This is a genomic window from Micromonospora sp. A200 (assembly GCF_029893845.1).
Classification (GTDB): domain Bacteria; phylum Actinomycetota; class Actinomycetes; order Mycobacteriales; family Micromonosporaceae; genus Micromonospora; species Micromonospora purpureochromogenes.
Genome location: NZ_JARXXY010000018.1, coordinates 131185 through 154955, shown reverse-complemented (window position 1 = coordinate 154955; position 23771 = coordinate 131185). Strand labels below are relative to the sequence as shown.

25 protein-coding genes, 1 tRNA gene and 1 pseudogene are annotated in these 23771 nt (G+C 73.0%); 8 read left to right on the top strand and 19 right to left on the bottom strand.

What is annotated here, in order from left to right:
* Nucleotides 1-147: 147 nt before the first annotated feature.
* Together M2302_RS19350 and M2302_RS19345 are read right to left on the bottom strand one after the other, a co-directional pair.
* On the bottom strand, nt 148-624 hold the full coding sequence (locus M2302_RS19350; RefSeq protein ID WP_280839242.1) for a DUF4279 domain-containing protein: 477 nt from the start codon (nt 622-624) through the stop codon (nt 148-150).
* Nucleotides 625-1160: 536 nt separating this feature from the next.
* Nucleotides 1161-1772 carry a TetR/AcrR family transcriptional regulator gene (locus M2302_RS19345; RefSeq protein ID WP_280839241.1) on the bottom strand — a complete coding sequence of 204 codons (612 nt, stop codon included), beginning with the start codon at nt 1770-1772 and terminating at the stop codon, nt 1161-1163.
* Nucleotides 1773-1820: 48 nt separating this feature from the next.
* Between M2302_RS19345 and M2302_RS19340 the strand changes: the two are divergent.
* Nucleotides 1821-2279, top strand: a pseudogene (locus M2302_RS19340) (GNAT family N-acetyltransferase); the annotation flags it as partial.
* Between the two features lie 1007 nt (nt 2280-3286).
* Here the strand turns inward: M2302_RS19340 and M2302_RS19335 are convergent.
* Nucleotides 3287-3808: an NUDIX domain-containing protein gene (locus tag M2302_RS19335; RefSeq protein ID WP_280839240.1), complete on the bottom strand. Its 522-nt coding sequence runs from the start codon at nt 3806-3808 to the stop codon at nt 3287-3289.
* 403 nt (nt 3809-4211) lie between these two features.
* Nucleotides 4212-4946, bottom strand: coding sequence for a VOC family protein (locus M2302_RS19330; protein WP_280839239.1), 735 nt, complete (start codon nt 4944-4946; stop codon nt 4212-4214).
* A 7-nt stretch (nt 4947-4953) separates the two neighbouring features.
* Between M2302_RS19330 and M2302_RS19325 the strand changes: the two genes are divergently transcribed.
* Nucleotides 4954-5193 (top strand): hypothetical protein, encoded by a 240-nt coding sequence (locus M2302_RS19325; RefSeq protein ID WP_280839238.1) that lies wholly within the window; start codon nt 4954-4956, stop codon nt 5191-5193.
* Nucleotides 5194-5222: 29 nt separating this feature from the next.
* On the opposite strand, the gene M2302_RS19320 is transcribed toward M2302_RS19325, so the two are convergent.
* The 7 genes from M2302_RS19320 to M2302_RS19290 form a co-directional block, all read right to left on the bottom strand.
* Entirely contained in the window at nt 5223-5807 is a 585-nt protein-coding gene (locus M2302_RS19320; RefSeq protein ID WP_280839237.1) for a DUF4304 domain-containing protein, read from the bottom strand.
* A 131-nt stretch (nt 5808-5938) separates the two neighbouring features.
* Nucleotides 5939-6012: transfer RNA gene (locus M2302_RS19315), tRNA-Ala, on the bottom strand.
* A 251-nt stretch (nt 6013-6263) separates the two neighbouring features.
* Nucleotides 6264-7064: a hypothetical protein gene (locus M2302_RS19310; protein ID WP_280839236.1), complete on the bottom strand. Its 801-nt coding sequence runs from the start codon at nt 7062-7064 to the stop codon at nt 6264-6266.
* A gap of 177 nt (nt 7065-7241) precedes the next feature.
* On the bottom strand, nt 7242-7892 hold the full coding sequence (locus tag M2302_RS19305; protein ID WP_280839235.1) for a GNAT family protein: 651 nt from the start codon (nt 7890-7892) through the stop codon (nt 7242-7244).
* The gene (glp, locus tag M2302_RS19300) at nt 7889-9184 is read right to left on the bottom strand and encodes a gephyrin-like molybdotransferase Glp (protein WP_154939801.1); all 1296 of its coding nucleotides are present in this window, start codon (nt 9182-9184) and stop codon (nt 7889-7891) included. Before glp ends, M2302_RS19305 begins: the two co-directional genes overlap by 4 nt.
* Nucleotides 9181-10134, bottom strand: a complete 954-nt coding sequence (locus tag M2302_RS19295) for a UTP--glucose-1-phosphate uridylyltransferase (RefSeq protein ID WP_179802988.1) — start codon at nt 10132-10134, stop codon at nt 9181-9183. Before M2302_RS19295 ends, glp begins: the two co-directional genes overlap by 4 nt.
* Before the next feature lie 9 nt (nt 10135-10143).
* Entirely contained in the window at nt 10144-12333 is a 2190-nt protein-coding gene (locus tag M2302_RS19290) for a diguanylate cyclase (protein ID WP_280839234.1), read from the bottom strand.
* A gap of 84 nt (nt 12334-12417) precedes the next feature.
* Here M2302_RS19290 and M2302_RS19285 point away from each other — a divergent pair, with 84 nt between their 5' ends.
* The 3 genes from M2302_RS19285 (at nt 12418) to M2302_RS19275 (ending at nt 14683) form a co-directional block, all read left to right on the top strand.
* Nucleotides 12418-13074, top strand: a complete 657-nt coding sequence (locus M2302_RS19285) for a 5-formyltetrahydrofolate cyclo-ligase (protein WP_280839233.1) — start codon at nt 12418-12420, stop codon at nt 13072-13074.
* Between the two features lie 61 nt (nt 13075-13135).
* A complete protein-coding gene (locus M2302_RS19280) occupies nt 13136-13492 on the top strand; it encodes an FmdB family zinc ribbon protein (RefSeq protein WP_280839232.1) in 357 nt (118 codons plus the stop codon).
* Between the two features lie 927 nt (nt 13493-14419).
* On the top strand, nt 14420-14683 hold the full coding sequence (locus M2302_RS19275) for a hypothetical protein (RefSeq protein WP_280839231.1): 264 nt from the start codon (nt 14420-14422) through the stop codon (nt 14681-14683).
* A 79-nt stretch (nt 14684-14762) separates the two neighbouring features.
* Here M2302_RS19275 and M2302_RS19270 read toward each other — a convergent pair whose 3' ends face one another.
* A complete protein-coding gene (locus M2302_RS19270; protein ID WP_280839256.1) occupies nt 14763-14933 on the bottom strand; it encodes a hypothetical protein in 171 nt (56 codons plus the stop codon).
* 233 nt (nt 14934-15166) lie between these two features.
* Between M2302_RS19270 and M2302_RS33150 the strand changes: the two genes are divergently transcribed.
* A complete protein-coding gene (locus M2302_RS33150; protein WP_348529433.1) occupies nt 15167-15721 on the top strand; it encodes a hypothetical protein in 555 nt (184 codons plus the stop codon).
* Nucleotides 15722-15734: 13 nt separating this feature from the next.
* Here M2302_RS33150 and M2302_RS19260 read toward each other — a convergent pair whose 3' ends face one another.
* On the bottom strand, nt 15735-16217 hold the full coding sequence (locus tag M2302_RS19260) for a DUF2231 domain-containing protein (RefSeq protein WP_280839230.1): 483 nt from the start codon (nt 16215-16217) through the stop codon (nt 15735-15737).
* 195 nt (nt 16218-16412) lie between these two features.
* On the opposite strand from M2302_RS19260, the gene M2302_RS19255 reads away from it, so the two are divergent.
* Together M2302_RS19255 and M2302_RS19250 are read left to right on the top strand one after the other, a co-directional pair.
* A complete protein-coding gene (locus M2302_RS19255; RefSeq protein ID WP_280839229.1) occupies nt 16413-16841 on the top strand; it encodes a Fur family transcriptional regulator in 429 nt (142 codons plus the stop codon).
* 102 nt (nt 16842-16943) lie between these two features.
* Nucleotides 16944-17801: an oxygenase MpaB family protein gene (locus M2302_RS19250; RefSeq protein WP_280839228.1), complete on the top strand. Its 858-nt coding sequence runs from the start codon at nt 16944-16946 to the stop codon at nt 17799-17801.
* Nucleotides 17802-18197: 396 nt separating this feature from the next.
* On the opposite strand, the gene M2302_RS19245 is transcribed toward M2302_RS19250, so the two are convergent.
* The 6 genes from M2302_RS19245 to M2302_RS19220 all read right to left on the bottom strand — a co-directional run bounded on the left by M2302_RS19245 (nt 18198) and on the right by M2302_RS19220 (nt 23766).
* Nucleotides 18198-19145: a PD-(D/E)XK nuclease family protein gene (locus M2302_RS19245; protein ID WP_280839227.1), complete on the bottom strand. Its 948-nt coding sequence runs from the start codon at nt 19143-19145 to the stop codon at nt 18198-18200.
* Nucleotides 19146-19210: 65 nt separating this feature from the next.
* Nucleotides 19211-19825 carry a MarC family protein gene (locus tag M2302_RS19240; protein WP_280839226.1) on the bottom strand — a complete coding sequence of 205 codons (615 nt, stop codon included), beginning with the start codon at nt 19823-19825 and terminating at the stop codon, nt 19211-19213.
* 40 nt (nt 19826-19865) lie between these two features.
* Nucleotides 19866-20729 (bottom strand): PHP domain-containing protein, encoded by an 864-nt coding sequence (locus M2302_RS19235; protein ID WP_210775115.1) that lies wholly within the window; start codon nt 20727-20729, stop codon nt 19866-19868.
* Between the two features lie 26 nt (nt 20730-20755).
* A complete protein-coding gene (locus tag M2302_RS19230) occupies nt 20756-21958 on the bottom strand; it encodes a hypothetical protein (RefSeq protein ID WP_280839225.1) in 1203 nt (400 codons plus the stop codon).
* A gap of 49 nt (nt 21959-22007) precedes the next feature.
* Nucleotides 22008-22781 (bottom strand): SigE family RNA polymerase sigma factor, encoded by a 774-nt coding sequence (locus tag M2302_RS19225; RefSeq protein ID WP_280839224.1) that lies wholly within the window; start codon nt 22779-22781, stop codon nt 22008-22010.
* A gap of 103 nt (nt 22782-22884) precedes the next feature.
* Nucleotides 22885-23766 carry a PH domain-containing protein gene (locus M2302_RS19220; RefSeq protein ID WP_280839223.1) on the bottom strand — a complete coding sequence of 294 codons (882 nt, stop codon included), beginning with the start codon at nt 23764-23766 and terminating at the stop codon, nt 22885-22887.
* Nucleotides 23767-23771: the final 5 nt, after the last annotated feature.

Genomic DNA, 23771 nt, shown 5'->3' with positions numbered 1-23771 from the left:
TGGGGACCCCCCCGCTCCCCCGGTCCGGGGGGGCCCGGCGGGCCCCGGGGGGGGGGGGCCGGGGGCCCCCCGCAGCCGGTCCTTCCCCGTCGTGGTGATCAGCATTCAAGCGCCTCGGCGAGTAGTTCGGTCAAACCGGAGCCAGCCCTACCCGTAGCCGTACTCGTCCACGTCGAGCTCTGCTCTCGTCAGTCGAAGAAACTCCAACACCCGAGCTTCGATGTGCCAGCCCAGCAACTGGTGCTGACCAGGGAGCTTCTGCAGGCCTTCGACGGGGCTGGTCAGGTCTTCTTCCTCGCCATCCGGATGCTCGAACACCCGGACGACCTGCAGCATGCTCGCGCCCGGCGCTCCATCGATGTGGTCCAGTTCGACGGCCAGTTCACCGATGCGCTCCGCGTGACCGAAGAGCCGATCCACGATCCGGTTGATCTGTTCGTCGACGGTCAGCCCGGGCTTGCGACACGTGATCTTCCACCGGTGGCTGGCGGGCCGCACCGGGCTGGCCCGGCGGCTGCCACGAACGACAATCTCGTCCGGTTCGATGCCGAGTCTCGCGGTGATCTCGGCGGCGGAAACCCGGTTCGAACTCAGCGCGAAGTACGCGTACTGAGAGATGATCACCGGCGGACCCTACCCACGCAGGTACCGACGGCGCTGCCGGTTTCTTGCTGCACCTCGCTGTGGTACGAGGTCGGAAACGTGCTTCCCCACGCCTTGTTGCTGCGGAGACTCGGGTGGGGCCGGTAGGAAACGACAACGTTGGAGAGTGGTTTTCACCCTGGCGTTCGTCGGTTTCTGTCCAGCGGTTGTCACCGTCGTGGTGGCAATGCTTCTACTACGCACCAGACTTCGCGGCGCTGGCGTGGGAGCGTTGAGTGGAACCCGATCCTGATTCTGCTGTGGATAGTCGGCGTGACGTCCTACGCCGCCGGCGTCGTGTCACCAGGGATGACGGATGTAGCAGGCCACCGTCGTCCAAGGTCGTCCGTCGTTGTTCGCACCGATCGTCACCCAGTTGGTCACCCGGCGCGAATCCGAACGGGGTTGCCAGGATTCCACCGGGTGCCGCCACGCTCACCGCCGACTGGACCTCAAGCGCGACCTGATCGGCGAGCCTTGGACTAGTTCACTTGAGTTCGGCTATACCCGCTCACAGATCAGCGCGCAGCGGGCGGGGCTGTGGTGGCGAGCGTTGCCAGGTAGCCGTCCAGGAGGCGGATCTGCCGCTCGGGCGGGAACTCCTCCGCGTCGAACAGCGCCTGCACGATGAGGCCGAGCGCGAAAGACTGGACAGCCGCCGCGATGTCGTCCGGATCATGCGGTGGCAGCTCCCCGAGGCGTTGCGCCGCCTCCACATGGTGGCGGATCCGGTCGCGCGAGCGCGCATAGCGGGCCGCGTGCCCGACCGCGAGGTCCGGGTCAGCCAGCGAGGCGTCCCACGAACTGACCCAGATCCGATTGTCCGCGGCAGCCTGCGGCGTCAACGGAAGGATGTCCATCAGTATCGCCCGTAATGCGGCGAGCCCTTCGGGCTCGGGTGCGATGCGCCTCGGCCGTGCCGCACGGTGCTCGTCCAGCAACGTCAACGCATGCGCGACCAGGTCCTTCTTGTTCGGAAAGTAGTGCGTGAGCAGGCCGGTAGTCGCGCCCATCTCAGTGGCGACCGCCCTCAGCGTCAGGCCGCCGAACCCGTGCGCGGCCAGCACCCGCCACACGGCGCCGGACACGTCGCGGCGGCGGGCGTCGTGGTCTCCCTTGTGGCGTGGCATGCCGACAGGATACATTCACGCAACATCTGTTATGTGAATGGAGATTCCGTGTTCGCCACCGCGCTGCGCGCCAATGCCGAGCTGCGGGCGCTCGAGCCGCACCACGCCGAGGAGTTCCTGGCCCACCTGGACCGCGCCCGCACACACATCGCACCCTGGGTGGGCGCGAGCTTCGTCGCCTCCGACCTCGACGCCGCGCGCGCGGTGCTCCAGCGCTACGCCGACGGCCAGGCCGCCGACCGGCAGCGCCTCTACGGCATCTGGCTCGACGACACCCTGGTCGGCGGCACTATGTTCGTCAGCTTCGACACCGCCCTCGGGGGGTGCGAGATCGGCTGCTGGCTCGAGCCCGCCGCGGAGGGACAGGGGCTGATCACCCAGGTGGTCCGGATGATGATCGACTGGGCCTTCCACACACGCGGCCTGGCCCGCGCTCAGTGGTGCACCCTGCCGGACAACACCCGCAGCATCAACGTGGCCAAGAGGCTTGGTATGGGCCTCGACGGCACGCTGCGGCAATACAATCCGGGCGCCGACGGGCTTCGGCGCGACAAGCAGGTCTGGTCCGTGCTCGCCACCGAATGGCCTGAATCCACCCACCCTGGAGGGGGTGCGGACGTCAAGGCCGAGCTCGACCAGCTGATGCGCGCCTTCCTCGGCGCGTTCACCAACACCGGCGGCAGCCGGCCGAACCTCGGCGCTATCCATGAGGTGTTCATCCCACAAGGAACGATCATCAACAACGTCGGGGCAGTGCCCGTGATCTACGACCTCGACGCGTTCATCGCGCCTCGGGAGAAGATCCTCACCGACGGGACGCTGACTGAGTTCTCCGAGTGGGAGATCGCCGAGCGGACCGAGATCTTCGGGTCGGTCGCGCACAGGTTCAGCCACTACCGCAAGTCCGGTGTCCTCAACGGCGAGTGGTTCGAGGGCTCCGGCCACAAGACCACCCAGTTCGTCCGGACGCCCGACGGCTGGAGGATGAGCTCGATGGCTTGGGATGACGTCCGGTAGGACCCGGCCTGTCCGTCACCGCGATGCGGGAACGCCCGCCAAGCGTCGCGGCACAAGCCAGGCCGGGGCGGCTCCTTGTACGGCGAGTCGGCCATCCTGGAGCCGGAGCGCTTCCGCCGGAGGCGCACCAACCGCGACCCCGCGACCGCCGCCAGCTCGCCGACGCGGCCGCCGTGTTCTCCCCTACGCCGCGCGAGTCCTGGCCGCGCAGCCCGGCCGGCTGCCGGCCCACCACATCACCCTTCAACGGGTCAGTCGTTCAGTGGCGGCCCTCTGGGCTTCCCGCTGTCCGCGCCAGTCGCCGGGCATCAGGGGTGACGGCCGCGGAGCGACAGCGGCAGCGGCCGGCGCGCGCCCTGGCGGCGGCCCGTTGCGGGCCGCCTTGACAGACGTACAGAAACTTCTCCCACACCAGCCGGCAGCCGGCTGTCGTACTCCGCTTGATGCGTTACGTCGTGGCTTCACTTGATGCGTGACACGATGCCCTGGCTCGTTGGCTACCCGCTGTCGCGGGCGGCCGGAGAGGCTGGCGCATCCGCTTCTGGCGATGAGCAGCGATGGATCTCCGGACCGCTCGGCGATGCGGCTGTCCGTGCTTCGTCGCGATGAGGCAGCCGGTCAGGCTCAGGCAGTGAACGAAGCAATGCCGCCAAGTCGCCGAACAGGAGGGGAAGGCCGCCCAGCTCGCTGATCCCGACCCATGCGATGTCGTCATGCTCATCAGGTGCACGGTTGGTCGGAGAGCCAACCCAGTCTCCAATTTGCCAGACGCCCACGTGAACGGCGTCCTCACCACTGCCGGCATGCCAGTCGCCCAACCGTGAAGAGGACTCCGCCACAATGTGAACACCGAGCTCCTCGCGCATCTCACGCGCGAGGGCTTGTAGTTCCGACTCACCCGCTTCGACATGCCCCCCGGGCAGATCCCAGAGATCTGGGTATGCCCGGCGGGTCGGGCTGCGGTGTACTAGCAGGACCGCGCCGTTTTCAACGAGTGCGCCTGTGACGACGACATGCATGACGGGATTAGAGCACAGGGATAGGACAAGCTCGCTCCAGCCAAAGGGGACGCGCAGACGCCCGGATCTGCCGCTGACCGCGCGCCTCTGACGGGCCGTCGAGTCCGCCCGGCGTCCGGCTGAGTAGTAACTCGATGTAACAACGGCAGCCCATCGCGCGGAAACCCGTAACGCGTCAAGTGGAACCAATGTGTCACGCATCAAGTGGAGCCCGACACGGCCGGCAGCCAGCCTGTCCTCCGTCGACTGACGCGCGACACGGTGCGCCAACTGATCCGCGCCAACCTCAGCGCGCTGATCCCAGCAGATCCGGACGTGCCGAGTTACTCGTAGCCAATGCCGGCCAGGGTGCGTCGCAAAATCGGGGCTCGTGGCCGTAGTGAGCGGATGAAGAGGGTTTGGGTCAGCCTGGGGCAAGGAGGCAGAACTCGTTACCTTCCGGGTCGGCTAGGACCGTCCACCGGACATCGTGGTCCAGCTCGATGGCGGTGGCGCCGAGCGTCCGCAGTCTGGCCGCCTCGGCCTCCAGGTCGTCACCTGGGTATGGGCGGACGTCGAGATGGACGCGGTTCCACACCGTCTTCACGTCGGGTGTGCGGAGGAACTGCAGATATGGGCCGACGCCCTTGGCGGAGCGCAGTACCGCCTTGTGGTCGGTCACCTCGTGCAGGGTCCAGTCCATGGCCTTGCCCCAAAAGCGGGCCATGGCTCGCGGATCCGCGCAGTCGACCACTACCGCGGCGATCGGTCCGGTGTCTCGATAGAGCGGTCGGGGGTCCAGCACGCAGAACTCGTTGCCCTCTGGGTCGGCCATGACCGTCCATGGGACGTCGCCCTGGCCCACGTCGGCGGGTGTTGCGCCGAGATCCTTCAGGCGCGTGACCACCTCCGCCTGATGGGCCGCCGAGGTGGTGGCGAGGTCGACGTGCACGCGGTTCTTCACCGTCTTGGGTTCCGGGGAGACGATGAGGTCTAGGCAGACGGCGACGGGGTCGGGGTAGACGAAGCCCTCGGGTTCGAGGTTGGTCACGCCGGGTCCCTCGCTGGAGACTCCCCAGCCGAGCGCCTCCGCCCAGAAACCGCCCAGCGCGGAGTCGTCCCGAGCCTTCATGTTGACTTGAACAAGCCGCGTTGCCATGCCGACGATGCTAGCGGCAGTCTGGCACATCAAGATCAGCCGTACTGCGGGCGCGCGGGAGATCTCCGTGCACACCACCCGGCGGACATGCGCCTCCCTGCTGGTGGCCCTCGACGTCCACCCCCGGGTGACCATGCAGATCCTTCGGCACAGCCAAATCGCCGTGATCATGAACATCTGCAGCGAGGTCGCTGCAGAGGCCACCGAGAAGGCGCTCAAGCGCCTCGGCCAGCAGCTACGAAGCTAGACGTTGGGAACGCTGTGGCACGAACGCAGTCATTGCCGGGAGCCCATCCACTCCACGTACGGGTGACTAGGACGACTGAAGTTTTGGATGCCATCGACCGACCCGGCCGGTTGGGCGGCGAAGAGCACCAGTAGGTCACTTTCGCGCCCGTCGGCAAGAGCCTCGTCAAGTTGGACGTAGTGCGCGAGCCAGGCATCGAAGGTCGGCATGACTCGCTCAGTCAACTCCCGGCCTAGGGTCACCCCGCAGTCGGGAGCATCTGTCACCGACCCGATCACCCAACAGCCGAAGGGCTCCGCGTAATGGCGCGAGGCTGCCCCGAGTCGCGTCCACCACTGACCGTCGGATGCCGTAGGCCGGCCACGGTGGTCTCCACCGAACCGCTCCTGACGCCAATCCAGCCAGGAAGCCGTGGCGACGCCGAGGTTGACGTAGAAGAGGGAAAAGTCCCCTCCGCCGGCCCTCGAACCCTGAAACTCGATCACCGCCGCGTGGCCGGCAGCGGAAATCCGGCGGAAGGTACCTCCCGACCGTTTGAACCCGTGTCCCCGAAGCACCGGCGCGACTTGCCTGGAGATCATGCCAAGGTATGCCTGCCGCACTGGACGCTCCATGGGCAAGATCCTATTGACCGGTACGACATCGGAGCCGAGCCGTAAGGGCCCAGTCCAGGCTGCTGCACGTCACTGCTGCACAAGATCGAAAAAGGCCGTCTCCCAGGACGGGAAACGGCCTTTGAACTGGGTGGAGTTGAGGGGATTCGAACCCCTGACCCCCTCGATGCGAACGAGGTGCGCTACCGGACTGCGCCACAACCCCTCCGCCGGCGAACCGGCTTCGGTCCCACCTGGCTTTCACCAGGCGGGCCGGCGACAAGGCTAACAGGTCCACCCTCCCCGCCGCGAATCCACCCCCGGCGCACCGACGGGCTCCGTCCGAAGATCGACTCGGGATGCGGCATGTCGCGGTGTCCGAGCCACCGAACACCCCGACACGCCGCAAACGGCGCAAGGAACAACGGACGCGAGGAACAACGCGGCGAGGAACAACGCGGCGAGGAACAACGCCGGTCAGGCGGGGTGGGAGGAGCCGCGGCCGGACTGGTACGGCCGTCCCCGCAGTCCACCGGCCCGGCGGTAGGAGACGGAGCCGCCCCCGCTGGCCGCGGCCGGCAGGTCGCCCGACCGGTCCAGGCCCATCGCGGTGCGGCGTACCGCCTCGCGCTGGGCCGCCAGGCGGCGCTGCGCCTCCCGGCGGGCCGCCGCCCGGCGGGCCTGCTCCCGCCGCACCTCGGCCTGCCGGGCGGCCAGCCACGCCGCCTCCCGGGCCTGGATCCGCCTCCGTCGGCGCTCCGCCACCGCCCGCTTGCGCAGGTGTACGACGTACGCCACCAGCAGCGTCCCGGTGACCGAGATGCTGATCCAGAAGCCGGGGCTGACCACGATCACGCCGATCAGCTCGACGAAGTTGAGCAGCAGCAGCGCGGCGAGCACCCGGCGACGCCGGTACACGGCCGGGGTGTGGCGGCGCCGGGGCGGGGGGCGGCGGCGGGCCTTGCGCGCGGCGGGCGGCACGGCGCGCAGCCGGCCCGAGCGGCGGCCCGCCGCCGGGGGCGCGGAGACCGGGGCACTCAGGCCGCCCGTGTTCGCATCGTCACTCAGCGTGACGACGAGGGCGCGGGACGGGTTGACCGGCCGCCGTCCCGGGACAGTACGGCGTCGCCGACGGCGCTGGAGCACCCGCGCCGTCGACTGCGCCCGCTCCGCCACCAGCCGCTCGGTGGCGTCGTACCGGCGGACCAGCGCCGGCGCGAGGGCGAGCAGGCCGGCGGCGGCGAGGACGGCGAGGAGCACCGAGGTCGGCACCCTCACCCCTCCCGTCACCGAATTCGGGGCAATCGCCGGGCCACCGCAGGATCTTCCCCGGATGGTCGTCCACGGCGCAGATCGTACGGGCGGGCAGCGCTTGCCACAGCTTGCAGTTACTTGAGGTTACGGGCGTTCGACCCTGATGCCGGCGCGCCGCGCCGATCCCGTCCGTGGGACGGCTCACCCCTTGCGATCACGGATCCGGTGCCAGCGGGCCAGCAGCCCGCCTTCGGCGGCCACCTCCTCGCTGGTCATCGCGTATCCGATGTGGTCGCGCCACGCCCCGTCGATGTGCATGTAGCGTACGTGGTACGCCTCTTCGCGGAAGCCCAGCTTCTCCACCACCCGGCGGGACGGCCGGTTCTCCGGCCGGATGTTCACCTCGACCCGGTGCAGCCCGCCCGGCCCGAAGGCGTGGTCCACGGCGAGCGCCATCGCGGTCGGGATCACCCCGCGACCGGCCACTGCGGAATCCACCCAGTACCCGACGTACCCGGAGCAGAACGCCCGCCGGACGATGCTGCCCACGTTGAGGTGCCCGACCAGCCGGTGCCGGCCGTCCTGACGAAGGCAGACCGCGAACGGCATCCCCTCACCGGTCCGCGCCGAGCGTCGCTGGTCCTTGTGGACGTAGCGAAACGCGGTCGGCGAGTTGGTCTCGTCCCAGGTGCCCGGCAGGTGCGACTCCCACGGCGCCAGCCAGGCCTGGTTGGCGCGGCGCACCGCCGACCAGGCGGCCGCGTCCGAACGCCGGTACGGCCGCAGCACCACCGGCCCGTCGGTCAACACCACCGGCCAGCCCGGTGCCCGCCCGAAGCCGAACAGACTCACCGGCGCCGGTCCAGCAGGAGTACGTCCACGGTGGAGCCGGCGGCGGCGGTGGTCACCCGCTCGCCGAGCACCATCAGCCCGTTCGCCTCGGCCAGCCCGGACAGGGTGAACGGCCCACCCGGCAGCGGCTGGACCGTGTATCCCCCGCCGCGCCGCTCGGCGACGTGCGCGGGGCGGAACTCGCGCAGCCCGCCCGGGGAGGTGATCGTCTCCAGCAGGTGCGCGCGGACGCTCGGCCGGAACACCGGCTCCGCCCCGGCCAGCAGGTTGATGGCGGGGCGGGCCAGCACCTCGAAGCCGATCAGCGCCGAGCCGGGCTCACCGGGAAGACACACCACCGGTACCTCCTCGGCGCCGACGGTGCCGAATCCGAGCGCGGTGCCGGGATAGAGCGCCACCTCGGTGAAGGTGACCGGGCCGGCCCGACCACCCTCCCTCCTGGACAGGATGCGCCGGACCATGTCGCCCGGGCCGGTGCCGGTGCCGCCAGTGGTGATGATCAGGTCGGCCCGCAGGGTCTGGTCCTCCAGCAGGCCGCGCAGCCCCTCCGGGTCGTCGTCGCAGATGCCGACCCGGTACGCCAGCGCGCCCACCTCGGCCGCGGCGGCGGTCAGCGCGTGCGAGTTGGCGTCCACCACCTGGCCGGGCTGGCTGCCCCGGCCGACGTCGACGAGTTCGTCGCCGGTGGCCACGATGACCACCCGCGGGCTGGGCCGGACCACCACGTGCCCGATCCCGGTGGCGGCGAGGACGGCGACCAGCGCCGGCGAGACGTACGTGCCGGCGCGGGCGAGCAGGGTGCCGGCGGGTAGTTCCTCACCGGCGCGACGGACGCCGTACCCGCGCTTGGGGGTCCGGAAGATCTCCACCGCGGCCATGCCCTGGTCGGTCCACTCGACGGGGACGACCACGTCCGCGGCCACCGGCAGCGGCGCCCCGGCGGCGACCGAGAAGCACGAGCCCGGGGTGAGCCGGACCGGTCGCCAGCTCGCCGCGCCCAGGTCGCCGACCACGTTCAACCGCACGGTACGGCCGCCCGACCCCCCGGAGGGGGCCGGGCCGTAGCCGACGAGGTCCTCCCAGCGGGCCGCGTACCCGTCCACCGCCGCCTGGTCGAAGGCGGGGAACGAGTGCGGCGCGACGACGTCCTCGGCGAGGACGTTGCCGTACGCCTGGGTGAGGTCGAGGTCGAGCGGAGGCAGCGCGCGCAACCTGCGCAGCACACTGCCCAGGTAGTCGGCGAGCGGCGTCAACTCGTTCGCGGCCGCCTCGGCGTCGGCCGTCGCTGTCATGTATTAGGACCGCCCGACGCGTCGGAGTTGACGAACTCGGCCAGCCACTTGCGGAACTCACCGCCGATGTCGTCGCGCTCGACGGCGATCTGCACCACCGTCTGGAGGTAGCCCAGCGGCATGCCGGTGTCGTAGCGGGTGCCCCGGTAGACGATGGCGTGCACCGGCACACCCTCGTTGCGCAGCAGTTCCATCGCGTCGGTCAGCTGGATCTCGCCACCGCTGCCCGGCTCGGTGCGACGGATCGCGTCGAAGATCCGGCCCGGCAGCACGTACCGGCCGAGGACGGCGAGGTTGCTCGGCGCGTCCTCCGGCTTCGGCTTCTCCACCATGCCGGTCACCTTGACCACCTCGCCGATGTCGGTCAGCTCCGACTCGGCCGGCTCGACCGAGGCGATGCCGTACCGGCTGGTCTCGGCCGGGTCCACCTCGAAGAAGGCCAGCACCACACCGCCGGTGCGCGCCTGGAGTTCCAGCATGGCCGGCAGCAGCGGCTGGTCGAGCTTGACGAACTCGTCGCCGAGCAGCACCGCGAAGGGCTCGTCGCCGACGTGCGACGCGGCGTACCCGACGGCGTGGCCGAGGCCGAGCTGCTCCGGCTGGCGGCGGGTGTGGATCTCGGCCAGTTCCGTGGTGCGCTGCACGGCGGCCAGCAGCTCCGGCTTCTTCGCGAGCCGTTCCTCCAGGTCGGGCCGGCGGTCGAAGTGGTCCACCATGGCCGTCTTGTTGCGCCCGGTGATCAGCAGTACGTCGGTGAGCCCGGCCTGGGCGGCCTCCTCGACGATGTACTGCAGGACCGGACGGTCGACGACCGGCAGCAGTTCCTTGGGCACCGCCTTCGTCGCCGGCAGGAACCGGGTGGCCAGGCCGGCGGCCGGGATGACGGCCTTGACTGCACGGGGACGACCGGTCGCGGCGGCCGTCGAGGGGTTCGCTGAGTGCTCCGACATGTCGCGAGACTATCGGCCACGGCTCTGCCGCGGCGGGTGAGGACCGGAAGACGCGCCGCCCGTAGCCGGCTGTGTCACACCCGGAGCGGGTGCCGGGACTGCGGCGGCCGGCCGGCTCGAACCCTCCGCCGCCCTGGTGGTCGCCGGCCCGGCGCGCGGCAGCTCGTCGTCCGGGCTGACCGCGCCGGCCGGCACCGGGATCTCCTCGGTCACCGCGTCGGGGCGCAGCCCGGTCACCCGGTATCCGTCCCGCCCGGCGGCCTTGGCCGCGTACAACGCCTCGTCGGCGGCGTCGAGCACCTGCTGGCCGGTGCTGGCGTGGTCGGGGTAGACGGCGATGCCGATGGAGACGGTCACCGTGATCGCCACGTGCTCGTCCACCACGATCGGGGTGTCCCGCACGGCCGCGCCCAACCGCTCGGCGACGATCGCCGCGCCCCGGGCGTCGGTCTCCGGCAGCAGCACCACGAACTCCTCGCCGCCCTGCCGGAACGCCAGGTCGACCTCGCGGATCTCCCCGCGTACCCGGCGGGCGAACTCGGCCAGCACGACGTCGCCGGCGGTGTGCCCGTACGTGTCGTTGACCCGCTTGAACCGGTCCACGTCCAGGGCGAGGATGCTGAGCATCCGTCCGAACCGGCTGGCCCGCTCCACCTCGCGGCGCAGCGACTCGCGCAGGTAGCGGTAGTTCCAGAGCCCGGTCAGCGGGTCGGTCAGCGAGAGCCGTTGCGCCTCCTCGTGCACCCGGACGTTCTCCACCGCGACCGCCGCGTGGCCGGCGAAGGTGCGCAGGGTGGCCAGGTCGTCGTCGTCGAACTCTTCGCCGCCCAGCCGGTCGTAGAGGGCCAGCACCCCGACCGCCGGCTCCCGGCCCGCCGGTTCGGCGCCGCCGGGCGCGGCGAAGGGCACCGCCACGTACGTCTCACAGCGCGGCTCCCCCGCCGGCGCCTCGGCCGGCTCGACCCGGCCGCGCTGCGGCTCCCCGGTGGCGGCGACCGCGCCGATCACCCCGGCCCCGATCGGCACCCGCAGCGGCTCGGCGTCCGGCACCCGGCCGTCCAACCCTTCGGCGCACTGTCCCACCAGCACGCCGTCCGGGTCGAGCAGCAGCACCGCCCCGGCCCGCGCCCCGGTCGCCCCGAGCGCGCTGTGCAGGATCACCCGCAGAATGCGTTGCAGGTCGTGGGTGCTGGCCAGGGTGTCGCCGAGCACCGCCAGGTGCCCCCGCAACTGGTCCCGACTGCTGGTCAGCGCCGCCACGTAGCTGGCCGTCTCCCGGGTCATCCGGTTGAACGCCCCGGCCAGCCGGCCGATCTCGTCCCGACTGCGCACCGGCACCCGCGCGGTCAGGTCGCCGCGGGCCACCCGGTCCACCGCGCCGGCCAGCTCGACCAGCGGCCGGGTGGTCACCCGGGCCAGCCGCCAGGCGGCCAGCACCGCCAGCACGGCGGCGAGGAGCACCGCGCCGACCAGCACGGCGGGCAGCTTGGCCGGCTGCTCGCCCGGGACGGAGAGGACCAGCGGCAGCGGCTGCCCCGGGCTCGGGCCGAGGCGGCGCACGTACCTGCCGTCGGGGGTCTCGGTGACCCGGTCGCCGTCGACGGTGCTCGCGGCGGCGAGCACCGCCTCGCGTACCCGGTTGGACTCGGTGGTGTGGGTGATCCGGTCGGGGGCGGCGGGGCCGTCGAGCAGGGTGACCGCGACGCCGGTGGCGGCGGCCAGCCGGGCGACGAACGCCGGGTCGACCACCTGGGCGGCGGCGACGGTGCCGAGCGCGACGCCGGCCGGGTCGCGCAGGTCCACCCGGGCGCTGAGCGCCCGGACCGGCCCGGCAGCGGTCCGGTCGCCGGAGCAGTCCTGCCAGGGCGTCGGGGGCGCGCCGGGGGTGGCGTAGGTCGTGGTGCCGGCCACGTCGGTGACCAGGACCGCGCCGGCCAGGCCCCGGCTGACCACCTGGGTGGCGGCGCCGGCGCGGGCGGCGGGCTCGGTACGCAGCGCCACCGCGTCGGCGGCGGCCCGGAGTTGCTGGCAGAGGGCGTCCACCGAGGTGCGCACGGTCGAGGCGGCGAGCCCGAGGCGTTCGGTGGAGCGGCTGCGGTCGACGGCCGCGAGGGTGGTGCCGACGAAGACCGCTCCGAGCAGCACCGGGCCGAGCACCACCGCGAGGAACGCCGCCGTCAACCGCCCGCGTAGCGTCAAGCTTCCCCCCGGAAGTTCTGCGCCCGTTCCTGCGATGCTGACACAGAGCAACCGGAAGACGCGGTTTGCGCAAGGGAGTGTTGCGTGCCCGAATTTCCTGATGGAGCGCATGAGGCCAAACGCGAGACGCGGGTCGCGCTGCTCGCCCACCGCCGGGCGCTGACCGCACCGCAGCGGGCCGAAGCCGCGGCGCGCATCCGGGCCGAGCTGGTGGATCTGGTACGCCGGCTGCGCCCGCGCCGGATGACCGGGTACGTGCCGGTGGGCTCCGAGCCGGGCGGCCCGGAGCTGCCGGAGGCCCTGCGAGCGGCGCTGCCCGGCCGGGCCGAGCTGCTGCTGCCGGTGCTCCGCGACGACCTGGACCTCGACTGGGCGGCGTACGACGGGCCCGACTCGCTGGTGGCGGCCGGACGCGGCATGCGGGAGCCGGCCGGCCCCCGGCTGGGCCGCGCGGCGATCGGCGAGGCGGAGCTGGTGGTGGTGCCGGCGCTGGCGGTGGACCACCGTGGCCTGCGCCTGGGGCGCGGCGGCGGCTCGTACGACCGGGCGCTGGCGCGGGTGCCGGGAAGAGTGCTCACGGTGGCGCTGTTGCACGACGGTGAGCTGGTCGAGACATTGCCCGCCCAGCCGCACGACCGCCCGGTGCACGCCGTAATCACCCCGTCGGGCGGTCTGCGTACGCTGACCGACGCGCCCGGTGTCGATCCCCCCACGTCCGCTGGACGAACCCGGGCCCGATGACGCACCATTGGCACTCGAAACCGTCGAGTGCCAACCGGCCGTACCAGATCCGGAGGAGAACGTGCCCACGTACCAGTACGCCTGCACCGCGTGCGGCCACCAGCTCGAGGCGGTGCAGTCCTTCTCCGACGAGCCGCTGACCGAGTGCCCCACGTGCGAGGGGCGGCTGCGCAAGGTCTTCAACTCGGTTGGTGTCGTGTTCAAGGGCTCCGGCTTCTACCGCACCGACTCCCGCTCCTCCGGCTCGGAGAGCAAGACCGGCGGCACCACCCCGAAGCCGGCGAAGTCGGACAGCGACTCCTCGTCGGGTAGCGGGTCGTCGGGCACCTCGTCCAACGGCGGCAGCACGTCCGGCTCGTCGGGCTCGTCGAACGGCGGGTCGGCCAAGACCGCGGCCAGCACCTCCGCCTCCTCCTGATCTCGAACGCCACCGCCCCCGCCGCCCTGTTCGGGCCGCGGGGGCTTTCGGCGTCCGCGCTCCCTTCGCCTCGCCTGCGGTCCTCGCTTGATCAGGCGCCGGCCGGTGGCCGAGGCGAAGGGCCAGATTCGGCTTTCCTGGGTGGCGCGGTCCCCGGGACGCGAGAAGCTGGCCTTTCGCTCGGTCAGTCCGGTCGCCCGACCACACCGACCTCGGTAGCAGGTCGAGCACCGCTTCGGGCGTTGTCCACAGCCCTGCCGGTTGTCCACAGGCCGGTGCACACGACACTGCTGCGTCGGCTCCTGTCCCCTAGCGTGCTGTCCGAGCGCCGCGACGGCGGCGGACAGCGAGGCGAGGGCCGGCGGTGGGCCCTCGGGATGCGGGGCGGCCTGACGGCGAGGCAGGCGCTGGGTTCCGGGGCGGCTCGACGGCAGGCACGCGCTGGGTTCCGGGATGGGTGGCTCGACGGCGAGGTGGGAGGTGGGCGGCATGGCTGGTGGTGGCCCGGACGGGAGGGACTCCCTGCGCCCGGTGCGTGGGCTCCGCCGCCCGGGCGGCGGCACGCTGCTGCGCCTCGGGCTGGTCGCTGCCCTGCTCGGCCTGGCGGTGGTCGTCCTCGACTCGTCCGGCGGCTGTCCCGCCCCGGCTCTTTCACCGGGCTCCTCGGCTGACGGCGCGACCGCCGGAGGCACACCGGCCGAATCAGCGGGCGGGACCGGATCAGCCGGGGACCTGTCGGGCGGGGAGCCGTCCAACTCAGGCGTGCCGGGGGCGGGACCGCCGACCGAAGGTGGTCGGCCGGGGGCGGGACCGCCGACCGAAGGTGGTCGGCCGGGGGCGGGACCGCCGACCGAAGGTGATCGGTCGGGGGCGGGACCGCCGACCGGAGGCGACCGGCCGGGCGCACTGCCGCTGCCGAGCGGGTCGGTGGGCGTACCGGTGCGGCTGGCCGAACTCGCCGCGCTCGCCGTGCTGCGGCCGGGAGCCCGGGTCGACCTGCTGGTCGTACCGGCCGGCCGAACACCGGTGGAGGCCGCACTGGTGGCCTCGGGAGCGCTGGTGCTCGACGTGGTGGGCGGCGACGCCGCCGACGAGTCCTCGGCCCTCTACCTCGCGCTCCGCCCGGACCAGGCACAACGTGCCGTCGGCCAGCCGGAGGGCAGTCGCTTCGCCGTCGTGGTGCGCGGCTGACCCAGCCCGTCCCGCGCAATTGCTACCTGATCATGGGGCGCTGTCGGAGAGCCCGCCAGCCAGACGGAAGGAGGGTGGGTCAGCCCCAGTGCGGCGGGCGCTCGGCGAGCAGCCAGTCGTCGTTGCCGCCAATGCGCTCACCCCAGCCGTGGTCGGTGTCGTCCACGGTCTGCTCGGGCAGCACCACGAAATCCTCGCTGAGATCGACGGCGCGGTCGTCGTCGCGCACGTCCGGATTCTCGATGCTCACGAGCGGCAACACTATCCCAGCCCAGCCCGATCCTGGCGGCCATACGTAGACCAGGACGGCGAGCGCCGCCCGGCCTCATCGACCAGACGAGCCTGACCCGGGACTGCACCCACCCGCAGCTCGGCTGCGAGCCACACCAGGCCCGGTCGCCGCCACCTCACCGCTGTCACCGGCACCGACCCGTCGCCGCGTCGGGCGGCCGAGCGCTCCCCGCGTTGGTAGCGTCGGACGGCGTGACGACGCCCAGCAGTGCCAGCTCCGAGGACGAGTTCTGGCGACGGCCGCCCGAGCAGGCCCAGCCGACGGCCCCGGACACCGGCCGGACGACTCCCGACACCGGCCGGAGCACCCCGGGCACCGACGGTGCGACGCTCGGCGAGCCCACGTTCGGCCTCAACCCGGCAGCGGGGTCGCAGCCCTCCGGGCCGGCGACCGGCACCAGGGCGACGACCAACGGCGTGGCGGCTGCCGGCACGCCCGCCGCACCGACCTCGCCGTCACCGTGGGCCGCCCCGACGGACGTACCCCCGCCGCCGGTCCCGGGGCAGGCGGCTGCGCGGCCCGTCGGTGGCTACGCCGGTCCGCCGCCGACCACCCCGCCGCCGCCCGGTTGGCGACCGCCGGTGCACCTCCAGGCCACGCCGCCGCGGGCACTGCCGCCGCAGGACATGGAGGCCATGGACGCGGCGGAGCAGCGCGCGCAGCGGGTCACCTACGCCGTCGGCGGGGTGGCCGGGACGGTGTTGCTGGTCCTGCTCTGTCTGCTCTGCTCCCGGGCGCTCTTCTGAGGCGGACGACCGGTCAGAGGGTGTTGCCCCAGACCGACTGGGCACCCGTGTCGCCGGTCAGCACGACGTAGCTCAGCGCGAACACCCCCAGCACCACGATGACGCCGCTGAGCAGCCAGCTGACCCAGGAGGGCAGGCGCGGGGTACGGACCCGGTCGCTGGTCAGCGCCAGCAGCACCAGGGCCGCCACGGCGAGCCCCAGGGTGAGCCAGAACGTCGTGTCGCCGTACTCGGAATGCTCCTCGATCTTGGCCAGCAACTGGGGCGGGTAGTTCTTGCCCTTCAGGAACTCCTCGAACGCCTCGCCGGACTCGGTGGCCACCCAGGTGATCACCGGCGTCACCACGGAGAGAATCGCCACCGCCCAGGCGAGCCGGGGACGCCAGCGGGGCACCAGCCCGTACGCGGAGGCGAGCAGTGCCAGCAGCGGGACGAACACCACCGCCGCGTGGATCACCAGGATGTGGCCCGGCAGGCCGTTGATCTCCTTGAACACCGACACCTCCGACGATGGCTGCGGTTGGCCGCGAAAGCGTACGACGATCCATCCGTCGCAGCACGCCCCCGATCGGACACACGCGGTGTCAGCCGATCCGGTTCACCGGCCACGAAAAGGCTGTTGAGCTGTGGCCGGGGCCACGTGCCGCCGGGTTCACTTGTCGACCCGGTGACCCCGTGCTGTCATTGCCTCATGTCCAGAGGTGAGGAGCTGCTCCGGTCGAGGGGCCTGCGGGTCACCCGGCCGCGCCTCGCCGTCCTGGACGTGCTGGCCGCCGGCGGCCACCTGGAGGTCGACGAGATCACCCGCCGGGTACGCGAACGCCTCGACTCGGTCTCCACCCAGGCGGTGTACGACGTCCTCGGCGCGCTCTCCCGCGCCGGCCTGTCCCGCCGGATCGAGCCGGCCGGCAGTCCCGCCCGTTACGAGGCCCGCGTTGGCGACAACCACCACCACGTGGTGTGCCGGGGCTGCGGCGAGATCGCCGACGTCGACTGTGCCGTCGGTGGCGCCCCCTGCCTCGACCCGAGCACCGCGAACGGCTTCGAGGTCGACGAGGCGGAAGTGACCTTCTGGGGGCTCTGCCCCACCTGCCAGGCCCGCCGCTCCGCCGACGCCTGACCCGGGGTCGCGGCACCCTCGCTCGCCGTCGACGGTCACCGCCGTGGACCGGGTGACCCGAGGACCGGGGTCGCACCCGAGCGGCCGTGGCACTCTTGGGCGGTGGACTCCGACGACATCGGCCTCTTCGGTCCGGGATCGGTCACCTGGAAGGTGCACGACGAGCCGGTGCTGATCGTCGCCGGCCTGCGCTCCCTCTACCTCCAGGCGCTGCATCCGCGGGCGATGGCCGGGGTGGCGCAGAACAGCAACTACCGCACCGACGCGTGGGGCCGGCTGATCCGGACCGCCACGTACGTCGGCACCGTCATCTACGGCACCACCGCCGAGGCGGAGGCGGCCGGTCGGCGGCTGCGCGGCCTGCACGCCCGGATGCGCGCGACAGACCCGCGGACCGGCGAGGAGTTCCGGATCGACGACCCGGCGCTGCTGCGCTGGGTGCACGTCACCGAGGTCGAGTCGTTCGTCAGCACCGCCCGCCGGGCCGGGCTGTCGCTGACCGACGCCGAGGTGGACGGCTACTACGCCGAGCAGCGGCGCGCCGCCGCGCTGGTCGGGCTCGACCCGACCGAGGTGCCCGGCAGCGCCGGCGAGGTCGCCGACTACTACCGATCGGTACGGCCCGAGCTGCGGATGACTCGGGAGGCGGCCGAGACCGCCCTGTTCCTGACCGCGCCGCCGATCCCATGGAAGCTGAGCCTGCCGGCCCGGCTGGGCCTCAGCCTCGGGCCGCCCCGCTGGGCGTACCTGGGGATCGCCGGCACCGCGCTCGGCCTGCTGCCGCCCTGGGCACTGCGGTTGTACGGCGGACTGGGGCTGCCCACCACCGCGCTCTCGGCCGACCTGGGCGTCCGCGCGCTGCGCCTCGCCCTGGCCGCGCTGCCCCGCGACTGGCGCGAGGGCCCGATGCAGCAGGCGGCCAAGGAACGGGCCGCCCGGCTCGCCGCGACGGTCGCCTGACCTGCGACGGTGACGGTTCGGTCGGTCACCCCGAAGGGTGCGGCCCTACCCTGGCACCTTCCCGCCCGCCGCCCGGAGCGGTCGGCTCGGCATCCACCAGCCATGGCTGGTCTGACAGAGGGCGCTGACCGCCCGAAGCGCGCCGGCGGCCAGCCGGCACATACCCTGGTGAGCGATATGCCTGAGCGGAATATTTATGCCTGACAGGCATATCGCTCATTCTCAAGTCCTGCGGCACGGGCGGCACTCTGGGCAAAAGCCGGACATCTCGCGGGGCGAGGCGGGCGGGGTCAGCGGCGGGCGGGGTCAGCGGCCGGCGTCAGCCGTGACCATCTCGATCCGGGCTGCCGGCCATCGCTCAGGGCACCGTGCCGCTGTTGGCCAGGGCTTCCCGCCTCAGGCACCGCCGCCCGCCACCGGGGAGGAGTCGGCGCCGGGTGCGGCCGGGCGGTCCATCGCCGCCCACGGCTCGCGGCCGGGCACCTGCGCCCCCACCGGGCAGCTGCGGCGGTAGTCGCACCAGCCGCAGCGCGCCCCGGCCACCGGCGGGAACGCCTCGTCGGGGTCGGCCCCGTCGGCGACCGCCCGCTCGGCGGCGATGATGTCGCGCGCGGTGTCCTCGGCGCGGGTGAGCTGCCGGGCCAGTGACTCGGTGGTGTGGTCGTGCGCGGCGACCGTCCCGGTGGGCAGATGGTGCAGCTCCACCCGGCGGCACGGCCGGCGGAACGTCCGCTCGGCGGCGTACGCGTACAGCGCCAGCGCCTGCGAGCCCCGCGCGTCGTCGGTGTCCAGCCCGGTGCGGCCGGTCTTGTAGTCGACGATGACCAGCTCGGGCCCATCCGGCCCGGGTCGGGAGTCGATCCGGTCGGCCCGGCCGTTGAAGGCCAGCACGGCCGTGCGGACCGCGACCACCCGCTCCACGCCGAGCGGGTCGGCGCCCGGCTCCAGCGTCTCGACGTACGCCTCCAGCCAGCCGAGCGCCCGCCGGTAGGCCTGCCGCTCCTGCTCGTCGTCGCGGTAGCCCTCGTGCACCCAGGTGCCCTTGAGCAGCCCGGCCAGCGCCTCCGGCCGGCGTCGCTCCGGGGTCAGCGCGTACCAGTTCTTCAACGCGGTGTGCACGCTGGCGCCGAGCGAGTTGTGCGCCCACGGCGGCCCCTTGGGCGGGGCGGGCCGGTCGACGTAGGAGTAGCGGTAGCGGCGGGGGCAGTCCTCGTACGCGCCGAGCTTGCTGGGGGTGCAGACGAAGAGCCGCTCCGGCATGCCCTCGAAGCCCAGCTGCTCGGCCTGCTCGGCACGGGGTCGGGGGGTGCCCGCGGATCGTCCGGCGGAGGAGGCTCGTCGCACGGGTCCGATCCTGCCACCCGGGTCCGACACCGCCACGCTCGCACCGCCGCCGGGGCCGGGCCGGGTCAGGTCATGTTCACGTACTGGGTGACGAAGGCGGCGACCGCGTCGGCGATGAGCTGCACGGCGATCGCGGCCAGCAGCAGGCCGGCGATCCGGGTCAGCACCTCGATGCCGCCGGGGCGCAGGACCTTGACGATGCCGCCGGAGAAGCGCAGCACGATCCAGACCGCGATCATCACGGCGACGATCGCGGCGGCGATCGCGAAGTGGTCGTCGAGACCGTCGGCCTGCTGCACGAAGAGCATGGTCGCCACGATGGCGCCCGGACCGGCCAGCAGCGGCGTGCCCAGCGGCACCAGCGCGATGTTCGAGGTGACCTGCTGGCTGGGGTCGTCGGCCTTGCCGGTCAGCAGTTCCAGCGCGACCAGCACCAGCAGCAGGCCGCCGGCCGCCTGCAACGCGGGCAGGTCCACGTGCAGGTAGTCGAGGAGCGTCTGACCGGCCACCGCGAAGATCACGATCACGCCGAGCGCCAACGCGACCGCCTGCCAGGCCGCCCGGTGGCGGTCGCGCGCGGTCAGCGGCCCGGTCAGGGCGAGGAAGATGGGCATCATGCCCGGCGGGTCGACGATCACCAGCAGGGTCACGAAGACCTCACCGAAGAGCTTGAGATCCACCGGCTAACCGTAGTCGGGCCGCTGTGGACGGAAACGCGGATCAGCCGGAAGCGACCCCGGTCACCCCGGAGGCCGCCGCGACGATCCGCTCGTACGCCTCCGGCGCGGTGGTGTGCGCGCCCAGCCGCACGGTCTTGTGCGTGCCGTGGAAGTCCGACGAGCCGGTCACCAGCAGGCCCAGCTCGGCAGCGAGCGCGCGCACGTGCGCGGCCTCGGCCGGGGAGTGGTCCTCGTGGTCGGCCTCCAGGCCGGCCAGCCCGGCCGCGGCCAGCTCGACGATCAGCTCGTCCGGCACGATCCGGCCCCGCCGGGTCGCCCGGGGGTGGGCGAAGACCGGTACGCCCCCGGCGGCCCGGATCAGCTCGACCGCCCGGAACACGTCCACGTCCTCCTTCGGCAGCCGGTAGCGCTCGCCCAGCCAGTCCGACCCGAACGCCTCGGTGGTGGTGGCGACCAGGCCAGCCCGGATGAGCGCCGCGGCGATGTGCGGCCGGCCGACGGTCCCACCGCCGGCCGCGGCCATGATCTCCGGCCAGCTGATGTCGACCCCGTCGGCGCGCAGCAGCTCGACGATCCGCTCGCCGCGCACCTCGCGGGCGAGCCGCACCCGGGCCAGCTCGGCGACGAGTTCCGGGTGGTCCGGGTCGAAGAGGTACGCGAGCAGGTGCAGCGGGACGGCCGGCTCGATCCCGTGCCACCGGCAGGAGATCTCCGCGCCGCGGATCAGGGTGAGGCCGGGCGGCAGCGCCCGCACGGCGGCGTCCCAGCCGGCGGTGGTGTCGTGGTCGGTGATGGCGACGACGTCCAGCCCGGCGTCGGCGGCGGCGCGGACCAGCTCGGCCGGGCTCAGCGTGCCGTCGCTGGCGGTGGAGTGGGTGTGCAGGTCGATCGCCGGACGCGAGATCACGCTCTGACGCTACCGCCCGGCCGTCAGGAGGCGCCGGACACCACGACCGGGCGCTCGCCGGAGGTGACCCCGCTCAGCATCGTCGTGGAGGCCCGTCCCCCGGCCAGCACCTTGTCGGGGTCGACCCGCGCCAGCGCCCCGCCCCGGTCGACGTAGGCGGCCATCGTGGCGCCGTTCCAGGCCACCTCGCCGCTGATCGTCGGGCCGGCGGCCCGGGCGGCGTGGCCCGGTTCCGGGCCGGTGAGGTCGACCAGGAGCGCGCCGTCCGTCCCGCCGGTACGGCCGTTGACCAGCAGCCACCGGCCGTCGGGCGAGACGGCCCCGAGGCCGTCCCCGGTCAGGGGAGCCGCGCAGCCGGTGGCGGTCGGCGCGAGATCGGCCGGGTCGAGCACCGCCAGGCAGGACCGGCCCGGGTTCCCGTCGGCGGGCACCCGCCCGACGGGCCGGCCGTCGGGCAGCGCGCCGTAGACGTCGAGGACCCGGCGGTCGCCGTCGGGCAGCGGGCCCGCCGCGGGCCGCCACAGCAGGTGACCGCCGGTGCGGGTGCGCACCAGGACGCGGTCGCCGACGAAGCGGACCGGCGTGGCGCCGTGCGCGGCGGTCGTACCGGCGGTGGCGAGGAGCCGGTTGGCGACCAGGCCGGCCGCGAAGAGCCCGTCGCCGTCCCGCCAGGCGACCTGCCGGCCGTCCGGGCTCGGCACGACCGCCTCGGCACCGGCCAGCAGCACCTGCGGGGCGTCGCCGGACGGCACGACCCAAAGGGTGCGCCCGGCCGGGGTGGGTGCCCCCACCACCAGCCAGCCGCCGTGCTCGGGCAGCCGCTGGGCCCGTTCGACCGGGCCGATGCCCAGGTCGTACCGCTTTCCCTCGGCGGTGACCAGCGCACCGCCGACGATGAGTTCGACGTCTCCCCCGGCGCGCGGGGCCGGTGGGGCGGGGGCGACCGGCCAGGCGGCCGCGGTGGCCCCGCCGCGCGGGTCGCCGAGCACCACGGTGGGCGTGGTGGAGCGGCCGGGGTGGCCCCCGAGCTGCGCCATCCCGGCGGTCACCGCCGCGGTGGCGACCGCCGCCAGCGACAGCCCGGTCAGCGTCCGCCGGTAACGGATCCGCCGGGCCCGGCCGATGGCCAGCCCCGCCGGGTCGGCGGCCAACGGCGGAGGCACGGCGACCCGGCGGGAGAAGGTCTCCCGCAGCGCCCGCTCCAGGTCGTCCTGCGTCACAGCCATTGGACGCTCCGGGCCGCCGGTCTGGTTGTCCCGGCGGCCGGGGTCGGCTTCACCGGGTCTCCGCCGGGACGGCCGCCCGGGGGCGGACGGCACCGGGCACGGGCAGTTCGGGCCGTCGACCCGTTCCGGCGGGCACGTCCCGGCCGGCACCGCGGGCCTCGGCCGGGCGGGGCGACGGGGTGGTCGCGCCGCTCCCGGCCGTCCGCCCCGGTCGCCCGGCCTGCGGGGCACGCCGTGGGCCGGCGGGTTCCGAGGGTACGACCGCAGCCGCCCCGGACGACGCTGGCCGCCCTCCGGTCGGGGTCGCCGTCTCCGGCAGTTCCCGGGCCGCCTCCTCGCCGAGTCGACGGCGCAGGGTGGCCAACGCGCGGGAGGTCTGGCTCTTCACCGTGCCGGGCGAGATCTCCAGCAGCGCGGCGGTCTGCGCCTCCGACATGTCCTCGTAGAAGCGCAGGACCAGCACGGCCCGCTGCCGGGCGGGCAGCGCGGTCAGGTGCCGCCAGAGCACGTCCCGGTCGAGCTGCTGCTCGATCTCGTCGACCCCGGCCCGCTCGGGCAGCACCTCGGTGGGGCGTTCACCGTGCCAGCGCCGCCGCCACCAGCTGGTCGAGGTGTTGACCATGACCCGCCGGGCGTACGGCTCGATTGCCTCGATCCCGCCGAGCCGCTTGCAGGCCAGGTACGTCTTGGTCAGCGCGGTCTGGAGCAGGTCCTCGGCGGTGGCCCAGTCCCCCGCCAGGAGGTACGCGGTGCGCAGCAGGGCACTGGAGCGCGCCGCGACGAAGTCGCGGAACTCCTCCTCGAGCGGATCCCGCTCGGCCACGCGTCACCTCCGCACCCCGTGCCTGCAGGCAGGGTGCCATGGCCGAGGCGGCGGGGTCGACGGCGAAAGGTTCGCAGTTCCTCCGATGAACGGACGAAAAGCTTCAGGCGCCGTCGTCGGCCTTGGCCTCGTCGGCCTCCTTGCCCAGCCGCGCCTCGACCGCCTGCGGCTCGTACATCTCCTCGACCACACGCAGGTAGAGCTCGTTCGGGTTGGGCAGGTTCTTGATCTCCCGCAGCGCCTGCTCCTGGCCCGCCGACTCCAGCACGAAGGTGCCGTAGTTGAGCGCGCGGCCGGTCGGGGTCTGCTCGTACTTCATGTCGGTGACCCGGACCAGCGGCATCATGGCGACCCGGCGGGTGATGATGCCGTTGACCACCATGACCCGCTTGTTGGTGAGGATGAAGCGGTCGTACCACCAGTCGGCGACCCGCCAGGCGACCCAGCCCATCACCGCGAACCAGAGCAGCACCGCGACGGTGGTGAGGGCGCCGACGTCCTGCCCGGCGAGGAAGCCGGAGAGGTAGCCGAGGATGAAGGTCGCGGCGATGCCGACGACGATCGGGGTGGCGAGGTGGATCCAGTGCCGCTTCCACTCGCCCCGGTAGCGCTCGGTGGGGAAGAGGTAGCGGGCGACCAGCGAGCTGGGCTCGTCCTCCAGGGGCAGCACCCGCCGGGGACCCATCGGCATGCCGGAGGCGTCCACCCGCAGCCCGGCCAGCTCCTCCTCGGAGATGGTGGCCTGCTGGTAGCCGGCCTCCGGGTCACGCGCCCAGGTCCGCCCGGAGCGGCCCTCACCGGCGTATCCGGGCCCCTCGCCGTAGCCGATGTCGTCCGAAAGGGACGGACCGTCGCCCAGGCCCGGGCCGGAGCCGTAACCCGGGCCGTCGTCGGGACGGAACCGCGGGATCGGCTCGGTGTCCCGCTCCCGGCGCTCCCGGTCGGGGTCGTCGGGATCGAAGGGGGGTCCGGAGGGGCTGCCCATGGGCG